9 protein-coding genes are annotated in these 16,581 nt (G+C 65.6%); 3 read left to right on the top strand and 6 right to left on the bottom strand.

What is annotated here, in order from left to right:
- Positions 1–92: 92 nt before the first annotated feature.
- Entirely contained in the window at positions 93–806 is a 714-nt protein-coding gene (locus tag A5782_RS09565) for a VIT family protein (protein ID WP_067098528.1), read from the bottom strand.
- Positions 807–1,029: 223 nt separating this feature from the next.
- Between A5782_RS09565 and A5782_RS25325 the strand changes: the two genes are divergently transcribed.
- On the top strand, positions 1,030–1,710 hold the full coding sequence (locus A5782_RS25325) for a chitin-binding protein (RefSeq protein WP_082942854.1): 681 nt from the start codon (positions 1,030–1,032) through the stop codon (positions 1,708–1,710).
- A gap of 98 nt (positions 1,711–1,808) precedes the next feature.
- Here A5782_RS25325 and A5782_RS09555 read toward each other — a convergent pair whose 3' ends face one another.
- The 5 genes from A5782_RS09555 to A5782_RS09535 form a co-directional block, all read right to left on the bottom strand.
- Positions 1,809–2,444 carry a class I SAM-dependent methyltransferase gene (locus A5782_RS09555; RefSeq protein WP_067098521.1) on the bottom strand — a complete coding sequence of 212 codons (636 nt, stop codon included), beginning with the start codon at positions 2,442–2,444 and terminating at the stop codon, positions 1,809–1,811.
- Positions 2,441–3,373, bottom strand: coding sequence for an SAM-dependent methyltransferase (locus A5782_RS09550; RefSeq protein WP_067098518.1), 933 nt, complete (start codon positions 3,371–3,373; stop codon positions 2,441–2,443). The genes A5782_RS09555 and A5782_RS09550 overlap by 4 nt, the downstream gene beginning before the upstream one ends.
- Before the next feature lie 525 nt (positions 3,374–3,898).
- A complete protein-coding gene (locus A5782_RS09545) occupies positions 3,899–4,330 on the bottom strand; it encodes a nitroreductase family deazaflavin-dependent oxidoreductase (RefSeq protein ID WP_067098507.1) in 432 nt (143 codons plus the stop codon).
- Between the two features lie 109 nt (positions 4,331–4,439).
- Positions 4,440–4,766: an STAS domain-containing protein gene (locus A5782_RS09540; protein ID WP_067098504.1), complete on the bottom strand. Its 327-nt coding sequence runs from the start codon at positions 4,764–4,766 to the stop codon at positions 4,440–4,442.
- A complete protein-coding gene (locus A5782_RS09535) occupies positions 4,766–7,336 on the bottom strand; it encodes a SpoIIE family protein phosphatase (protein WP_067098501.1) in 2,571 nt (856 codons plus the stop codon). The genes A5782_RS09540 and A5782_RS09535 overlap by 1 nt, the downstream gene beginning before the upstream one ends.
- Positions 7,337–7,575: 239 nt before the next feature.
- Between A5782_RS09535 and A5782_RS09530 the strand changes: the two genes are divergently transcribed.
- Both A5782_RS09530 and A5782_RS09525 read left to right on the top strand, forming a co-directional pair.
- Positions 7,576–15,864: a BTAD domain-containing putative transcriptional regulator gene (locus tag A5782_RS09530; RefSeq protein ID WP_067098490.1), complete on the top strand. Its 8,289-nt coding sequence runs from the start codon at positions 7,576–7,578 to the stop codon at positions 15,862–15,864.
- Positions 15,861–16,562 (top strand): Type 1 glutamine amidotransferase-like domain-containing protein, encoded by a 702-nt coding sequence (locus A5782_RS09525; protein ID WP_067098487.1) that lies wholly within the window; start codon positions 15,861–15,863, stop codon positions 16,560–16,562. The genes A5782_RS09530 and A5782_RS09525 overlap by 4 nt, the downstream gene beginning before the upstream one ends.
- The last annotated feature ends 19 nt before the right edge of the window (positions 16,563–16,581 follow it).

Raw genomic sequence — 16,581 nt, 5'->3', positions numbered from 1 at the left:
GGGCTCAGCTGAGTTCCGCAACTGTGGATGTTACAGTTGCGCTTCCAGTCACTGCGTGCGCACCGCGCCGCGACAGCCGGACGGTCCCGCAATCAGCCGATCGCGGCGCCCACCAGATGACCGATCACGTAGGTGACGGCCAACGCGAGACTGCCGCCAATCGCGTTGCGCAGCACTGCCCGGCCTTTTTGGGCTCCACCCAAACCGGCCGAGACCGCACCGGTGATCACCAGCGCCGCCAGTACCGCCGCGACGGTGACGGGAATCCTCCACGTCGTCGGCGGGGCCAGGATCGCGATCAACGGCAACAGCGCGCCGATCGCAAACGAGAGCGCCGACGACGACGCCGCCTGCCAGGGGTTCGTCAGCTCCTCGGGATTGATGCCCAGTTCGACCTCGGCATGGGCGAGCAGCGGATTGTGGTCGGTGAGTTCCTCGGCCACGGTGCGAGCGGTCGCGGGCGTCAGGCCTTTTGCTTCATACAGTGCGGCGAGCTCGTCCAGTTCGGCCGCCGGATCCTCGCGCAGTTCGCGACGTTCCTGGCTCAACAGCGCCTTCTCGGTGTCGCGCTGGGTGCTCACGGAGACGTATTCACCCAGCGCCATCGACACCGCCCCGGCGACCAGGCCGGCACTTCCGGCGGTCAATATCGGGGCGCGTTCGGCGGTGGCAGCCGCGACCCCCACCACGATGCCCGCGGTGGAGACGATGCCGTCGTTGGCGCCCAGGACGCCCGCGCGCAGCCAATTCAACTTCGACGACACCGAACCGACGTGGGGTTCGTGCGGATGCGGCCCACTCGACACGGCCGCAACGATATAGAGGAAAACCCTGGCCGACTAGCCAACATAGCCTTGCCAAACGAGCCCGCGCGGGAACTCACGGCTGCGTCGCGGTTGGGCCCGGCCAAAAGTTCTGCATCGGCGGGTCACAGCTCGTCCATAGGAAAGCTATCTAGCGTCGGGGTTGTAACGGGGGGTGTTTCAAGGAATTCCCTTGCAAAAAACCCCTAGGGATAGGTGAAGCATCATGAAGTTGAAGCAACTTGTCGGAGGGGTGACCATCGCCGGGGCGCTCAGCGCTGCGGCGCTGGGAATGGGCGCCGGGTTTGCCAACGCTGCTCCCGGGGCGCCACAGCCTCCGGGCAATCATGGCGGGGCGGCGCCGGGTGGCGTCCACCCGCCTACTGGCCCCAACGATCCGGGTGGTCCGGGTGGTCCGGGTGGCCCGGGTGGTCCCGGCGATCACCCCGGCGGACCGGGTGGACCGGGTGGTCCCGGCGGTCCCGGCGATCATCCCGGCGGGCCGGGCGGCCCCGGCGATCACCCCGGCGGCCCAGGTGGTCCCGGCGATCATCCCGGCGGACCGGGCGGTCCCGGCGATCACCCCGGCGGCCCAGGTGGTCCCGGCGATCATCCCGGCGGCCCAGGCGGCCCCGGCGATCACCCCGGCGGCCCAGGCGGCCCCGGAGGCCCGTGGCACGGCGACGACCATCGGGGCTACTTCCACGGGGCACCATGGGGCGATGGACCTGGCCCTTGGGGGCCCGGCGAGCCGCCGCGGCCGGCATGGGATCGACCGCTCCCCCCGCCCGGAGGGCACTGGGACTACGGCCCGATCAACTACTGGGGCTACAACGAAACGCCGTATTGGAACCCCGGTTTCAACCAGTGGGGATTTGACTTCTTCGGAGTGTGGATCCCGCTGTGACGGTTAGCTGACACGACGCCCGCTTCGCCGCTTGGCGAGGCGGGCGTCGTCGTTCGTTTATGTCATTGCGGCCGAGGAGTTTTCGCTCGGTGCTGGTCCTAGTTTTTAATGCCGACGGTCAACAGGTCGGACACGAGGCGCGTCCATACCGGTCGCGGAATCCGGTGTTGATCGCTGATCACAAACCCGGCGTTTTCGAACAACGTCCGCATCTCGGGTGCGGATGCGTTGTGTTGGGGCTTCCACCGAGAGTCCGCAGATGACTGCAGCCGCCGTTGCCGCGTACTCAGCGCCGAGACGGCTACCAGCCCGCCGGGTGCCAGCACACGGTGGAATTCACGCAGCGCCGCCGGCTGGTCGAAGAAGTGAAAGGCTGAAGTCGTCACGACGGCATCGAGGGCACCGTCGTCAAAGGGAAGCTGCTCGGCCGGGCCGCGCATCCACTGGACCCGATCCGACCTGGCGCGCGCCTGCCCGAGCATGCCATCGGACATGTCGACGCCATAGATTTCGTCGGGCTGCAGTTCACGCTGGATCCGGTCACTAAGAATCCCTGTGCCGCAAGCGATGTCAGCGATCTTGCGAGCACCGTGTTTGCGCAGCTGGGCGATCACCTCGTTGTGCGGAGGTCGGTACACCCACTGTTGCAGGAACGGCAGATCGTAAGCCGGCGCGAGAAAGCTCCACATCCGAGTGACGGCCTCGTTGAGCCCTCGGCGCTGCGGTGCGGTCATTTGTTCAGCACCGAGCTGTAGTAGATGGTGTCGGCCACCGACACGGAGTCGTTGGTCTGCGGGATCGCGTCAAGACCGGAGTCGGCCAACAGCTGAGTCATCCGGATGCCCTCCGACCGCCATCCCAGGTCGTCCAGATAGACGGCGACGTCGTTGCGCTCGCCCTGGTAGCCGAGCTCGCCGAATTCCAGGTCGAAGCCGTGCTCACGCCATTTCGCGGTGGCCCTGCGCATCATTTCCTGGGCTTTCTCCGTGTCTACCTCTGACATGTCCGGAATAGCTTCGCACGCCAGCCGGCTACCGCCGGCGCTGAGTTCGGTGATGTTGCCCAGCAGGCGATCTTGCGCCTCCGGCGGCAGATACCCGAAGAGGCCCTCCGCGATCCACGCGGTGGGCCGACTCTTGTCAAAGCCAGCCTCTACCAATGCCTTTGGCCAGTCATTGCGCAGGTCGACGGCGACCGTACGCAACTCGGCCTGCGGGGCGGCGCCCAGTTTGGCCAGCGTGGCGGCCTTGAATTCGATCACCTGCGGCTGGTCGATCTCGAACACCCTCATATCGGCCGGCCAGGCCAAGCGGTAGGCGCGCGCGTCGAGACCCGACGCCAGAATCACCGCCTGCCGGATCCCGGCCTGCGTCGCGGCGTGGAAGAAGGAGTCAAAGAATCGGGTCCGCGCCGCCATCGCGACGGGCATGTGCTCAAGCTTCCAGCCGGATTCGTGGTCGTCGACGTCTGCGGCCGCCAGGTCGCCGGAGACCCACCGTGTGAAAAAGTCCACCCCGACGGCACGAACCAGCGGCTCGGCGAATCGGTCCTCGATCAGCGGATTGTCGGCGTTGGTCGCGATCGCTCGGGCGGCTGCGACCATCGTGGCGGTCGCGCCCACACTGGTGGCCAAATCCCAGGTGTCGTTGTCTGTGCGTGGCATGCGGCTGTTGTCTCCCTCGGAATCACAGGTTACTTAGCCGGTATAACGACTGGCGGACGCGTGGAGTTCCCCCGTGTCCGCCGCCCAGCTATTTCGCCAGCAAGAGCGTCGCGTTGCCGCAGCCGGGCGGCGTTCCTAGTGTGGTCCGGGGCGCCCGGGCCCGCCAGGACCGCCGGGGCCGCCCGGTCCCCCGGGCCCGCCCGGCCCGTTTGCCGCCGGGAGCAAGAACACGCATTGGTTCAGCTCGGCGCTCCAGCCCCACCCCGGGGCGCATTCACCATCGGCCCGGTTGATCGCCGGCGTTGCGATCACTGTCACCGGCAACCCGGCCAACACGAGAGCGACCGCACCGACCACGCAACGCCGCAGATAATGTCTCATCGCCGACCTCCCTTTGTGCGTTCGGGCAAGCAGGCGTGTGATGACTGGTCGCATCCGGCCGAACCCGCGTTCATCATTGTGCGGCAATCAACCCCGTTGTCGTGCCGAAGTGGTGAGCCTGAATGCCGTTGCGGGCGCGAGCCTTCAGTCGGTCATCAATTCGAAGACCGGGATGAGCCGATCGGTGCGTTGCTGGTATTCCCCGAACCCCGGGGCACGCTCGACCACAACCGAATAGACCGAATCCCTTTCGTCACGCGGCAATTCGCGTGCGGTCGCGGGCTTCGCAGCCTCGGAGCCGATCTCGACGGACACGCGAGGATTGGCGCGAATGTTGTGCACCCAGGCGGGATTGTTGTCCCGGCCCGCCGCGGAACCGACGACATAGATTTTGTCGTCGATGTCGAAGTAGGCGACCGGATTGACCCGTTGGGCGCCGCTGCGCGCTCCGGTCGAAGTCAGCAGCAGCAGCGGGAATCCCTCGAATTGCCCGCCCACTTTGCCGCCATTGCGGCGGAACTCGTCGATGTTCTGCTCGTTGAATTCACGTTCCGCGCTCTGCGCGTCGTCACCCATTACGCCATCGTTGCATGCGGCGCGGGCCTCGGCCGGGATCCGCCGAACTTACGCTGTGTCGCAGGAAGATTGACTCTACCGATCAACTTCTGCCGGACACTGCCGCTCGTCACAGCCCCGCGGTCGGCGGCGCAGGTTCGATCGTGGTCAGTTCGCTCAGGCCACTAATTCTCAGGACGGACATCAGGATCGGGTTGGCGAGGAGCTCGATGCGATCTGCGTGGGCGGCGAGGGCGCTGATCGCGGCGCTGTCCAGGTACTCCACCGCGCTGAGGTCGACCAGTAACGCGCCGACGCTGCCGGTGGCCTCGGTGGTGGCGCCGGCCAGAGCCACGTTGAACGCATCGATATTGCTCAAGTCGATTTCCCCCGCGACGACCAGCATGAATTTCCCGTCGCTGCCGCGCGCGGTGTCAAGCGTGAGCGGGGTCGTCATCAGGTGATCCTCGTCGATAGGTGAACTGTGGTGCCGTCGTTGTCGGGCCGGATGTCGACGTCGTGCATGAGACTTCGCATGAGGGGGATGCCCCGGCCGCGGTGCGGATAAGAAGCGGGTTGCGGAGCCTTCCACGAGCCGGTGTCGGTGATCGTCAACTGGACCGCGTCGCCGGTTGCGATCGCGCCGAGGCGAATTGTGCCCTGGGGTCTGTGGCGATGACCGTGCTCGATGGCGTTGGCGACAGCTTCCCCGGCGGCGACGAGCACGTTCAGGGTTTGGTCGGGGTCTAACCGGGCCCTGGTCAGCCAGTTGCGCAGGGCGCTGCGGGTCGGCGCAAGCTGGCTGACGTCGGCGGGAAAGTTCAACTCCAACGGGGCCGGGTGGCGATAAAGCAACAGCACGACGTCGTCCTGGTACCCACCGCTCGGCGCCACGCGTGACATGACCTGGTTCGCCAGATCGTCCAGTGTCAAAGCGCGGGAATCCTCCGCGACGCCGGCGACGCGGGAGATGCCATGGTCGAGCGGAACGCGGCGACGTTCGACAAGACCGTCGGTGTAGAGCAGTAGTGTCGAACGCGCGGGGATGGTCACGCGGGCTTCCGGACGGGGCCAGTCACCCCGTATCCCCAATGCGATGGTGTGGCCGTCGTCGAGCATCTGGGTGCTGCCGTCGCCGTGCACCAGAATGGGCGGCGGATGACCGGCGCTGGAGTAGACCAGTTCACCGGTTTCGGGAGTGAGCACCGCGCAGACTGCGGTGGTGCATTGGGCACCGGGCAACCGCGCGGCGAAGCGATCCAGCCCCGCGAGAGCTGCACCGGGACTTGGGTTTTCGAACAACAGCGCGCGGCAAGCACTGCGCACCTGGCCCATCACGGTGGCGGCGGCAAGGCCATGTCCGACACAGTCGCCGACGATCAAGGCGATGCGTCCGTCTTCCAGGTCGACAATGTCGTACCAGTCACCGCCCACCTGTAGGGGTCGCGTTGCGGCCTGATAGCGCACCGCGAATCCGGCGGGCAGATCAGCGGGGCCGAGGATCGCGTGTTGGAGGGCCAGCGCGGTTTCGCGCTGCTGGTCGACCTGGTGCACCCGCTGCAGACCCTGACCGAGGCGGCCGGCCAAGACGGTGAGCAAAGTCTGGTCCTCGAGGGTGAACGGGCGCTGGTCGGCCAGATCGATCCACACGACGAGCACGCCCTCGGGGTGCTGCAGCGCGATGCCCGCCGTCCCGGGCTGCGACGCGCTGGAAGTGAGGAGATCGCCGTCGCGCAGTGAGGTGAGCGCCTGCTGGGTGTGCAGTGGCAGCTCGGCCCATGGTGTGGGCTCGCCGACCGACACCACCTGGGGTGCACCGAACGCCGTTTCCGCGGACGAGCTCTGCGTGGGGAAGGTGACGGCCAGAACGCGGCGCGCCCGCCATAACCGGCGCAGTTCCTCTGCGGCGGCGTGCAACGCGTCCTCGACCGTGTCGGCCTGGGCCAACTCCTGGTTGAGCGCGTGTTCGCGACCCGCGGCCAGTGCCAATGCGATGGCCGCGTGCCGGGCGAAATCACTGACCAGATCGAGGTAATCGTTGCCGAACACGGGCTGATGCGGATCGCGCGCGACGGCGATGACGCCAAGCACCGCACCGTCCGCAATCAGCGGCATGACGATCGCCGAGCGTTCACCGACGTCGGTGAATCCCTCGATCGGGTATTCGAAGGAATCAGTGATCAGCGGCAGGCCGCGGCGCGCAACGCCACCCGTTGTCGAACCGTCCATCGGAACCTGCCGGCCAATCACCTCCGAGGAGTACCGGCCCGCCGTCGCGGCCACGACCAGGGTGTCGACCTCTTCCACTGGCACTTCCGGCTCCCGGGGAACCAGCAAGATCGCTTGTTCGGCACCGGCCAGCTCCAGCGCCCGGTTCACGATGAGCTGCAACGGACCCGTCTGCGGGTCGCCGGACAGCAACGCGGTCGTGATCTCGCGACTGGCCTTCGTCCATTTCGCCGCTTCACGCTCTCGCTCGAAAAGTCGGGCGTTGTCGATGGCGGCCGCCGCCGCCGTGGCCATCGCTCGTACGGCGCCTTCCTGCGAGTCGGAGAAGACTCGACCCGGCCGGTCGTCGGCCAAATACAGGATGCCGAAGTTGGCCGCCCGCACAGTAATCGGGATGCCAAGGAGCGCATGCATCGGCGGTTCGTGTCCGCCCATCCCGGCGGTGTCGGGATGGGTGCTCAGATCATCGACGCGCAGACCATCACCGACCGGAAGATCGCCGAGGCGCCGCGCAATGTCGGCGTCGATTCCCGCACACACGAAAGAAACGAGCGCGCCGTCCGAGGCGCGTATGCCCAGGGCGGCGTAGCGGGCGCCGGTCAACTCCATCGCCGCTTGGAGGACGCGACGCAGCGTCACATCCATCTCCAGATCGGAGCCGATCTCGACGATGACCCGCACCAGTTGTTCCATCTGGTCGCGCGCTGCCACCAGCTCATCGAGCTGGTCATGCATTCGACTCACCAGTTCGCGCCGGCCCTGCCAAGTGAAGGCGGAGTCACTCCGGTCGCTGTCCATAGGTACCCACGGTAACGGGTCGGTTGTACGCCGATGCCTGGACCGCACGACCCCAGTACCACGCTGCGCTCCCTGGTGCACGGATTGGCGAGTACTCGCTCAGTAGCTGGCCAACATTTGCCGAGCTCACATGAAGGTTGCGGGCGCTGAACGAACTGCAGGCAGTATGGCTTTACCCGATCTTGACCAGGTATTGAATTGTCCCGCCGAAGATAGCTGACGTGAGTACGCTTTCATCGGTGGAACTGGGGGTTTTGGGACTTCTCCAGGTCCGGCAAGACGGGGCGCCCGTCGCTATACCGGGCGCGAAGCCGCGCGCCATCCTCACGATGCTCGGACTGCACGGAGGCTCCGTAGTTCCGGCCGACACGCTCGTCGAGTTGCTCTGGGGTGAGGACCCGCCGCGCACCGCCGCCAAAGCCCTGCAGACCCACGTCTCCTCGATACGCCGCGCCCTGGGCGACGGCTTTGTCTTGACGCATGGTGCGGGTTGGACCCTCGCCGAGAGCGAGGTTGATGCGTCTCGTTACAAATCGGCGGCCCGACTGGGCCGCGACGCCGCCGCGGCGGGCGACACCAGCCAAGCGGTGGCCCGCTTCGAGGAGGCCCTTGCGCTCTGGCGCGGAACCCCCGAACTTCCCGATGGCCGGCGCGGAACATCGGAAAAGACGCGGTGGATCGAGAGCCACGCCGCGCTGGTTGAGGATCGAGCAGACGCGCTGCTTGCCACGGGTCGCGCCGCGGAAGTGATCGGCGACCTCGAGGCCGCAGTCGCTGAGGCCCCACTGCGGGAAAGGCGATGGGGCCAGCTGATGCTCGCCCTCTACCGGGCCGGCCGACAAGGTGAGGCCCTGGGCGCCTATCAACGGGCACGATCGCTGCTTGCCGACGAGCTGGGGGTCGATCCGGGGCCGAAACTTCGTCGCCTCGAGGCAGCGATCGTCGCACAGGACGCCTCACTGGATGTCGTTGTGGCACAACATGCTCCGTCGGTGACGCGCGCCGTAACTTTTCTTCTGACCGACATCGAGGGGTCGACAGCCGCCTGGGAGTCGAACGGCGATGCCATGGCGGTGGCGCTCGCACGCCACGACGAGCTGGTCGAACAGGTGGTCACGTCACGCGGAGGACGGCTGATCAAAACGCGCGGTGAAGGCGACGCGACGTTTTCGGTCTTCGACCGGCCTTCTGCGGCCGCCTCCGCTGCCGTTGAGCTGCAGGACGCGATCGCGCACGAGCCGTGGACGTCGCGCGACCCCGTGCGTGTCCGGATGGCACTGCATACGGGCGAGGTCGAGCTTCGGGACGGCGACTACTTCGGCAGGGCAGTAAACCGGGTCGCGCGGCTGCGGTCACTGGCCGAGGGTGGCCAGATCCTCTGTTCCGGCGCGACCGCCGAACTCGTCATCGACACGCTGGCCGACGACGTCATGCTCACCGATCTGGGGATGCGTCAGCTGAAGAACCTCGCGCGCCCCGAGCATGTTTTCGAACTGCGACTGGAAACCGCTGCGGAGCAACAAGAATCGCACGTACCCGAAGCAGTGCCCCTAAAGCGTCCCGCCCTTCCCGCGGTACTGGTGGGCCCGGGGCCATTCGTCGGACGTGGCCGCGAACTCGAAGGGCTGCTGTCCGCATGGCAGACCGCGCTGGCCGGCGGTGTCCGCATGGTGCTGGTCGCAGGTGAACCCGGTGTCGGCAAGACACGTCTGGCCGGCGAGTGGTCGCAGCGGGCGTACGAGCAAGGAGCGGTCGTGCTGTACGGCCGTTGCGACGAGGACCTTGGCGCGCCGTATCAGCCGTTCGCGGAATCGTTGCGTTCGCTCGTGCCGTGTATGGGCGCTGACAGGCTGAGAGGGTTGCGCGGTGTCGAGGCTTTGCTGTCACTCGCGCCCGGGTTGACCGATGTCGTGCCCGATCTGGCTCGCACGCCCCAATCGGATCCCGACACGGAGCGCTACGCGCTTTTCGATGCCGTCGTTGCGCTACTGGAAACCGCGTCCAAGAGCGCCCCGGTCCTTCTCGTCCTTGACGATCTGCACTGGGCGGCCAAGCCGACGCTGCTCCTCCTGCGGCATCTGCTGCGCTTCGGGGACCACGCCCGCCTCCAGATCGTTGGCACCTACCGCAGCACCGATCTCGACCGCGCCCACCCCCTGGCGGCGATGCTCGCCGATCTTCACCGCGATGGCACAGCCAATCGGCTCAGCCTCAGCGGCCTCGACGAGCACGAAGTGACCACCTACGTCGCCGAGGCCGGCTACGACGACGAGGAACTCGCGCACGCACTGGCCTCGGTCACGGGCGGTAACCCCTTCTTCCTCATCGAGGCCCTGCGCCATGTCGATGAGAGCGGCGGCGTGTGGGACCAAAGCACCCTGCCTCAGGGCGTGCGGGAAGCCGTCAGCCGCAGGCTTTCTCGGCTTCCGGCCGAGACCAACAAAGCCCTTGCCGCAGCCGCGGTTGTCGGCAGCCGGTTTGCGTTGGAACTGGTCGAACGGGTGGTTGGAAGCGACCTTATCGATGCGTTCGACGAAGCGCGCCAAGCCGGCATCGTCATCGAAGAGCCCGGCGGGTTCTACCGGTTCAACCACGCCATCGTTCGACAGTCCCTACTTGCCGAGCTGGCGTCCGTGCGGCGCATGCGATTGCACCAGCGCATCGCCACAACCCTCGAGATGTTGCCCGGCGCCGACGATGAGCTGCTGGCCGAACTGGCTTATCACTATTTCGAATGTGCTTGGGCGGGAAACGCAGCCAAGGCGGTCGCCTACTGCCGGCGCGCCGCTGACCAGGCGATGGCACGACTCGCCTACGAAGGCGCCGCCGACCTCTACCACCGCGCCCTGCATGCGCTGGAGGAGATCGACGACGAGCTCCCCGACCGTGACGACCAGACCGTTGAGCTATTGGTCGCGCGTTGCGAGGCTTTGTTGGCCGCGGGCGACGTGGCCACCGCAGCTGGTGCGGTCTCTCTATTACAAGCAGCGACAGTGGATTCGGCCCGACTGGCGGCCTGGGCGACATGCTTCGATGGTCAGCTGTCGATGTTGGTTCACCCCGAGCGGTTGGACGAGGTCGAAGCCGCCTTAGGTGCGGCCGCCGCCAAACTCGCCGAACTGGACGACGCTGCGGGAGAAGCCAAGGCGCACACCGTTCGCGCCGGGTGCCTCGCTCGTCTTGGGCGAATCGGTGACTGCGAGGTCGCCCTGGACGACGCCCTGACCGCGGCGCGGCGCGCGCGCGAACACCGCCGGGTGAACGCGGTGCTGGCGGGTGCTCCGCTCGCGGCGCTGTGGGGCCCCAATCCGGTTCCGCGTGCGGGCGGACGGTGTCTTGACGTCGTGCGGTTGCTTCGGATCACGACCGACTCCCCGGCCGTCGAGGCGACCTCGACGCGATGCCAAGCCGTGTTGGAGGCGTTTCGCGGCCGTGCGGCGGCGGCCCGGCGGATGATCGACTCGGCCCGACGCACGGTCACCGAGCTCGGCCTGCGTCACGCGCGGCTGGAAGTTGAGCAGTTCGCCGGCATCGTCGAACTCATAGTCGGCGATGCTGCCGCCGCGGAGCCGCATCTGCGCAAGGCATACAGCGGTTTTCGGCGCCTGGGCCTGGACGCTGACACGGCCGAGACCGCCGCGCTGCTGGGCCGTGCATGTCTGGCGCTCGGCCGGGAGTCTGAGGCGGGCGAATTATGCACGGAGAGTGAGCGTCTCGCCGGCCACGCGCTGAAGGCGTCGATAGCGTGGCGCACGCTTAGGGCACACTTGCTGGCACGCGGCAATGACTACGATGCGGCTCGGCAGGTTGCCGAGGCTGCAGTGAAGTTGGCCGAGCGCACTGACGCCCTGGTCGATCACGGTGACGCTTGCCTGACGCTGGCAACGGTTCTGAGGGCCGCAGGCGACATCGCGAGGGCACGAGTCGCTGCCGAGCAAGCGATCGGCCTCTACGAGCGGAAAGGCGCTGCGGCCCTTGCCGACATGGCGCGCGACATTCTCGGCGCGCAGGTCAAGCCGAGCGCGCCGGGTCTAGCCGAAAAACCGACCGTCGAGCTTGACAACGCGTGCGCGCGCGTGGGCGAACGCGTGCTGGCTGCTATTCATCGCGAGGACTGGGACGAGCTCGAGCTGCTGTTCGCACCCGAGGCTTCGATCGAGAGTCGCCGAAAGATCGTCGGCAACACGCTCGCATCGGACTGGGTGCGACATGCGGTGAGGCACGATCTCGAGACGGACGCCATGCGGATCGACCATGTCACGATAGCCGCTCGAGGCGAGCGGCTGGCTCTCTCTCGATTGATGGTGGCCACTGGCGACGCGACGCCCGGAGCGCCGCCGGACGAATTTCTTCAGCTGTACGCCATCGACCAAGAGGGTCGAGTCGCGCTGCAGATCTGGTTCGATGTTGAAGACATCGACGCGGCGATCGCCGAACTCGATGCAGCGCATGCACGTTTCGAAGAGACGCCACAGGTGCGACAGCTCACAAACGCCGCAACGCGCGCATACGAACGCTTCTGGTCGTACTTCGCCGCCCGCGATTGGAACGCCGTAGCAGCGATTGTTTCCGTCAGCCTTTCCGGCGCCGACCACCGGCGGGTGGTAAATGCAGGAGACCGAGGTAGTCGAGAAACCGTGATCGAGGATCTGCAGGTGGCTGCCGACCTCGGATTCACGATATGGATGGTGGACGTCGTGGCGATCCGGGGCGAGCGGCTCGCCCTCACTCGGGTACGCGCGTCCGGTCGTGATCCCGAGACGATTCAAAACGATGCCTTCAATATCGTCGAAATCAACGCCGACGAGGAGATCACGTCGATCGTCGTATTCGACCTCGACGACTTCGACGCCACCGTAGCCGAACTCGATCGCCGATACCTCGCCGGCGAAGCCGCGCCGCATGCGCGCACGTGGTCAGCCGTCGCGGGAAGTTACGCAGCGCTCAACCGACACGAGCCACCATTGACCAAGCCCGGCTGCGTCAACGTCGACCACCGACGGGAGACAGCGTTCGGGCCGGGCGACGTGACGGCATACATCGACGCCGGGTGGAACTTCGAGCAAGACATCAACATCTATGCCGAGCAAGCGCATCGGCTGAGCGACGTCGGAACGGTCATCACATATGCGGCTTATGAGACCTCGCAAGAGGGTCTGGAGGCGGAGTGGCGCGGGATCGCGGTTTTCGCGGTCGAAGACGACATGGTCACTCGGACCGACGTCTTTGACGAGGCAGACCTGGATGCCGCGATCGCGAGGTTTGATGGGCTCGAGCCGAAGACGCGGCGGCTTGAGAACGCAGCTAGCCGATCGTACGAACGCATGCAAGCGTGCTTTGCGGCGCGCGACTGGGACGCTTTGGCGGACACACTCATTGATGACGTTCACAACGAAGATCGCCGCCGAGTGGTGAACGCCGGTGTGCAGCGGGGCCGAGACGCCTCGATCGAAGATGTGCGGTCGGCCGCCGACCTCGGAATCACGCACGCAACGTCTGACGCCATTGCCACCCGTGGAGAGCACTGCGCCCTCATCCATGCGCGGTTCTCGCAGGGCGACGAGAAACCCGAGACGTTCTACGTCCATGCCCTCCACGCTGTCGAGATCGACGCCGACGAACGGCTCAAGGCACTCATCATGTTCGACCCCGACGACATCGACGCTGCGTTCGAGGAGCTCGACGCGCGGTACCTCGCCGGCGAAGCGACAGGCTACGCACGCACGTGGTCGGCGATTACGCGAAGCTGCGCATCGCTCAATCGGCGAGAAGCGCTCCCGACCACGCCGGATTGGGTGAACATCGATCGCCGGCGAGGGATATCGATTGCGCCCGGTGAAATGCCCGAGTGGCTCAGCGCCGCGTGGAATCGTCCGTCTGATCTGAGCGTTTTCATCGAGTCGGTGCATCGTTTGAACGACCACGGAGCGGTCGTCACCCACATGGCGCATGAGACTTCGCACGACGTTTCCCTCGCCGAATGGCGTGTGATCAACGTACAAACGGTCACGGGTGATCTGATCGATCGATTAGAAATGTTCGACGAGAACGATATTGACGCCGCGATCGCGCGGTTCGAACAGCTGACCCGGCCAGTGCCGCAACTTGAGAATGCGGCAAGCCGTGCGAACAAGCGGTTCCAGGGTCTGTTCGCTGCCCGCGACTGGGAGGGTCTGGCTCATGGACTGGCCGACGGCATCTCCCACGATGATCGCCGGCGGGTGGTCGGTATGGGAGTGCGGCAAGGCCGGGAAGCCGTGATCGCCGAGATCCGAGCGCTTGTTGCAATCGGCGTGACGACCGCGGTTTCCGACGTCATCGCAACCCGCGGACAGCACGTCGTCCTCAGTCGGTTCCGAACATTTGGCCGCGACCAGCGACCCGAGGCCTTCCACACCGAGACCCTTGAGGTCGTTGAGATCGATGCCGACGAGAGAATCGCGGCGCGCGTCGTGTTTGACGTCGACGACTTCGACGACGCCGTTGCCGAACTCGATGCGCGGTATCTCGCCGACGAGGCTGCCCCTCACGCCCGCGCCTGGTCGATTTTGACAGAGGCCTTCGCGGCGTTGAACCGGCGGGAAATCCCTGTGACGACACCTGATTGGGTGAACATCGACAACCGACGACTCGCACCGATCGGCGCGGGAGATTTGGGAGCGTATCTCCTTGCTGCTTGGGAACCCTCGCCCCAGGGGCGCATCTACATTGCGGCTGTGCACCGGCTGAGCAGCAGCGGCGCGGTGGTAACCCACGTGGCAATCGAGACCTCACCAGAGGGCTTCGACGCCGAATGGCAGGTAGTCGACGTTGTGATGTTCGACGGCGACCGAATCACCCGCACAGAGCTTTTCGACGAGTCAGACCTGACGGGCGCCCTCAACCAATTTGAAACGAATCAGGCGGCACGACGACCGGAAAATGCGGCAAGCCGACTGTACGAGCGATTCAGGTCGTGCTACGCAGGTCGCGACTTGCAAGCGATAACCGAGATGTTCGCCGACAACGTTTGCACCGAAGACCGTCGCCGAGTAGTGAATTCCGGCCTCCGGCATGGTAAAGATGCTGTGATCGCCGCGATTTCGGCGCTGGCGGAGCTCGACATTGACCTGGTGGCGGACGTGATCGCGACTCGGGGGGCGCGCCTCGTCCTCAGCCGTGTCCAAGCCTCTGGCTCCGACCAAGGATCCGATGGATTTTACGTGGTCGGTCTTGACATCTTAGAACTCGACGCCGGCGGCCGGGCCGTGGCGCGCGTCGTGTTCGACCTGGACGACAGTGACGCGGCGTTCAAAGAACTTGACGCCCGATTCGTCGCAGGCGAAGCAGCTGCACATGCAGATACGTGGTCTGTGATAGCCGGCGTCCACGTGATGTTCAACCGGCATGAACTTCCCCCAGCGGACTGGGTGACCATCGACCACCGGCGAGGCACACCATTCACTGCCGGCGACATGACCTCAGCCATTCACACCCTCTTCGATCTCACGCCGGACTTCCAGGTCCATATCGAAACCGTCCATCAACTCAACAGTTTCGGGGCGGTGATCACCAACTGTGCACACGGGTCCTCGCCCGATGGCCTAGACGTCGAATGGCGCATGGTGATGCTTCACATGGTCGACGGCGATCGACTCACCCGTTGCGAGGTCTTCGACGAGACAGACGTCGACGCCGCGGTCTTAAGGTTCGACGAGCTGCACCGCCCGGCACGGCGACTGGATAATGCAGCAAGCAGGGCGGAAGACCAACTCTTTGCACGTTCGGGAACCCGTGATTGGGCGGCGGTAGCCGAGATCCTCGCCGACAACAGTTTCGTCGACGATCGTCGTCGAGTGGTGAATGTCGGCTTCTGGGACGGTCGCGATATCGTGATAGCAAACATGCAAGCCCTGGCCGAGGGCCTCGCGCACGTAACTTTGACAGTCATCGCAACTCGCGGGGAGCGCCTCGCTCTGATCCGTATCCGCTCCTTTAACCCCGACTTGCGGCAGGGGGAATTCGTCGTCGAGATGCTGGGAATCGCCGAGACCGACCCCGACGGGCGGATTGCGGCCCACGTCTTTTTCGACGTCGATGACGTCGACGCTGCCTTTGTGGAGCTCGACAAGCGTTATCTCGCAGGAGAATCCGAGGAATGCGCACATACTTGGTCGGTTATCGCACGGGAATGCGCCGCGTTTGACCACCATGAACTCTTCGCAGCGGACTGGATCACCATGGACCACCGGCAGCTCGCTGCAATCGATGCGAGCGATCCGCAAACAGCCATGCGCGCCCTCTGGGACTTCACTCCGGACTTTAGGATCCACATCGAGGCGGTGCATCGGTTAATCAGTTTCGGAGCGGTCGCCACCTATGCGGCGCAAGGGACCTCACCAGAAGGACTCGACGCCGAGTGGCGAATGATCCAGGTCCTGGCTATCGATGGCGACCGCATCAACCGCTGCGAGCTTTTCGATGAGACAGATCTCGATGCAGCACTCGCGAAGTTCGACGAACTCATCGTCGAAGACCAGCCAAAGTGACAGCGCCACGACGCCAACCGCTCTATCTGCTGGCGGACAGTCAGCTGCTGTTCTGGAAGCGTGACGATCGGCTGCTTCTCGAGGCAGCCCTCGATGGATTAGACCGGGACAGGCGACTGAGCGCAGCCTATATCGGCGCCTCCAACGGGGATGGCCCGGAGTTCTACGAAATCTTCGAAGCGGCAATGGATTCCCTGGGAATCACCGACCGCCGCATGGTCGATTCGTCGTTCGGCCCCGACGCTCGCGCCTTCCTGGAACGTGCCCAATTGATCGTCCTCGCGGGCGGCGATGTGCGTCTGGGCTGGAACACGTTCGAGAAAACCGGCATGAAGGACGTGATTCTGGACCGGCATACCAAAGGGGCTCTCCTCGTGGGCATTTCGGCCGGCGCGGTCCAACTCGGACGCTATGGGATCGTCGAGACGCCGGAGTCCGAAACAACCGAGCTGCTCGACGTCTTCAACCTAGCCCCCGTGGTCATCGACGCACACGACGAGCGGGCCGGGTGGGCGCGGCTATCGCGGGCGATTCACACGCTCAAGGGGTCGGCTACCGGGCTCGGGATCCCCGCCGGCGGCGGGGTCATCATCCATACGGATGGCACCATCGAGTCCCTGCGACATCCCGCGCACAAATTCACTTTCGAGGGCACGCGCGTCGTGCAGTCGCGGCTGCACACCGAAGTGGGCAGCTGAGGGCTTTGGCCGGGGCCTG

The organism is Mycobacterium sp. 852002-40037_SCH5390672 (genome assembly GCF_001665875.1).
Classification (GTDB): domain Bacteria; phylum Actinomycetota; class Actinomycetes; order Mycobacteriales; family Mycobacteriaceae; genus Mycobacterium.
Note: the sequence above shows the minus strand (reverse complement) of the source record. Positions and strands in the feature narration are given on the sequence as shown.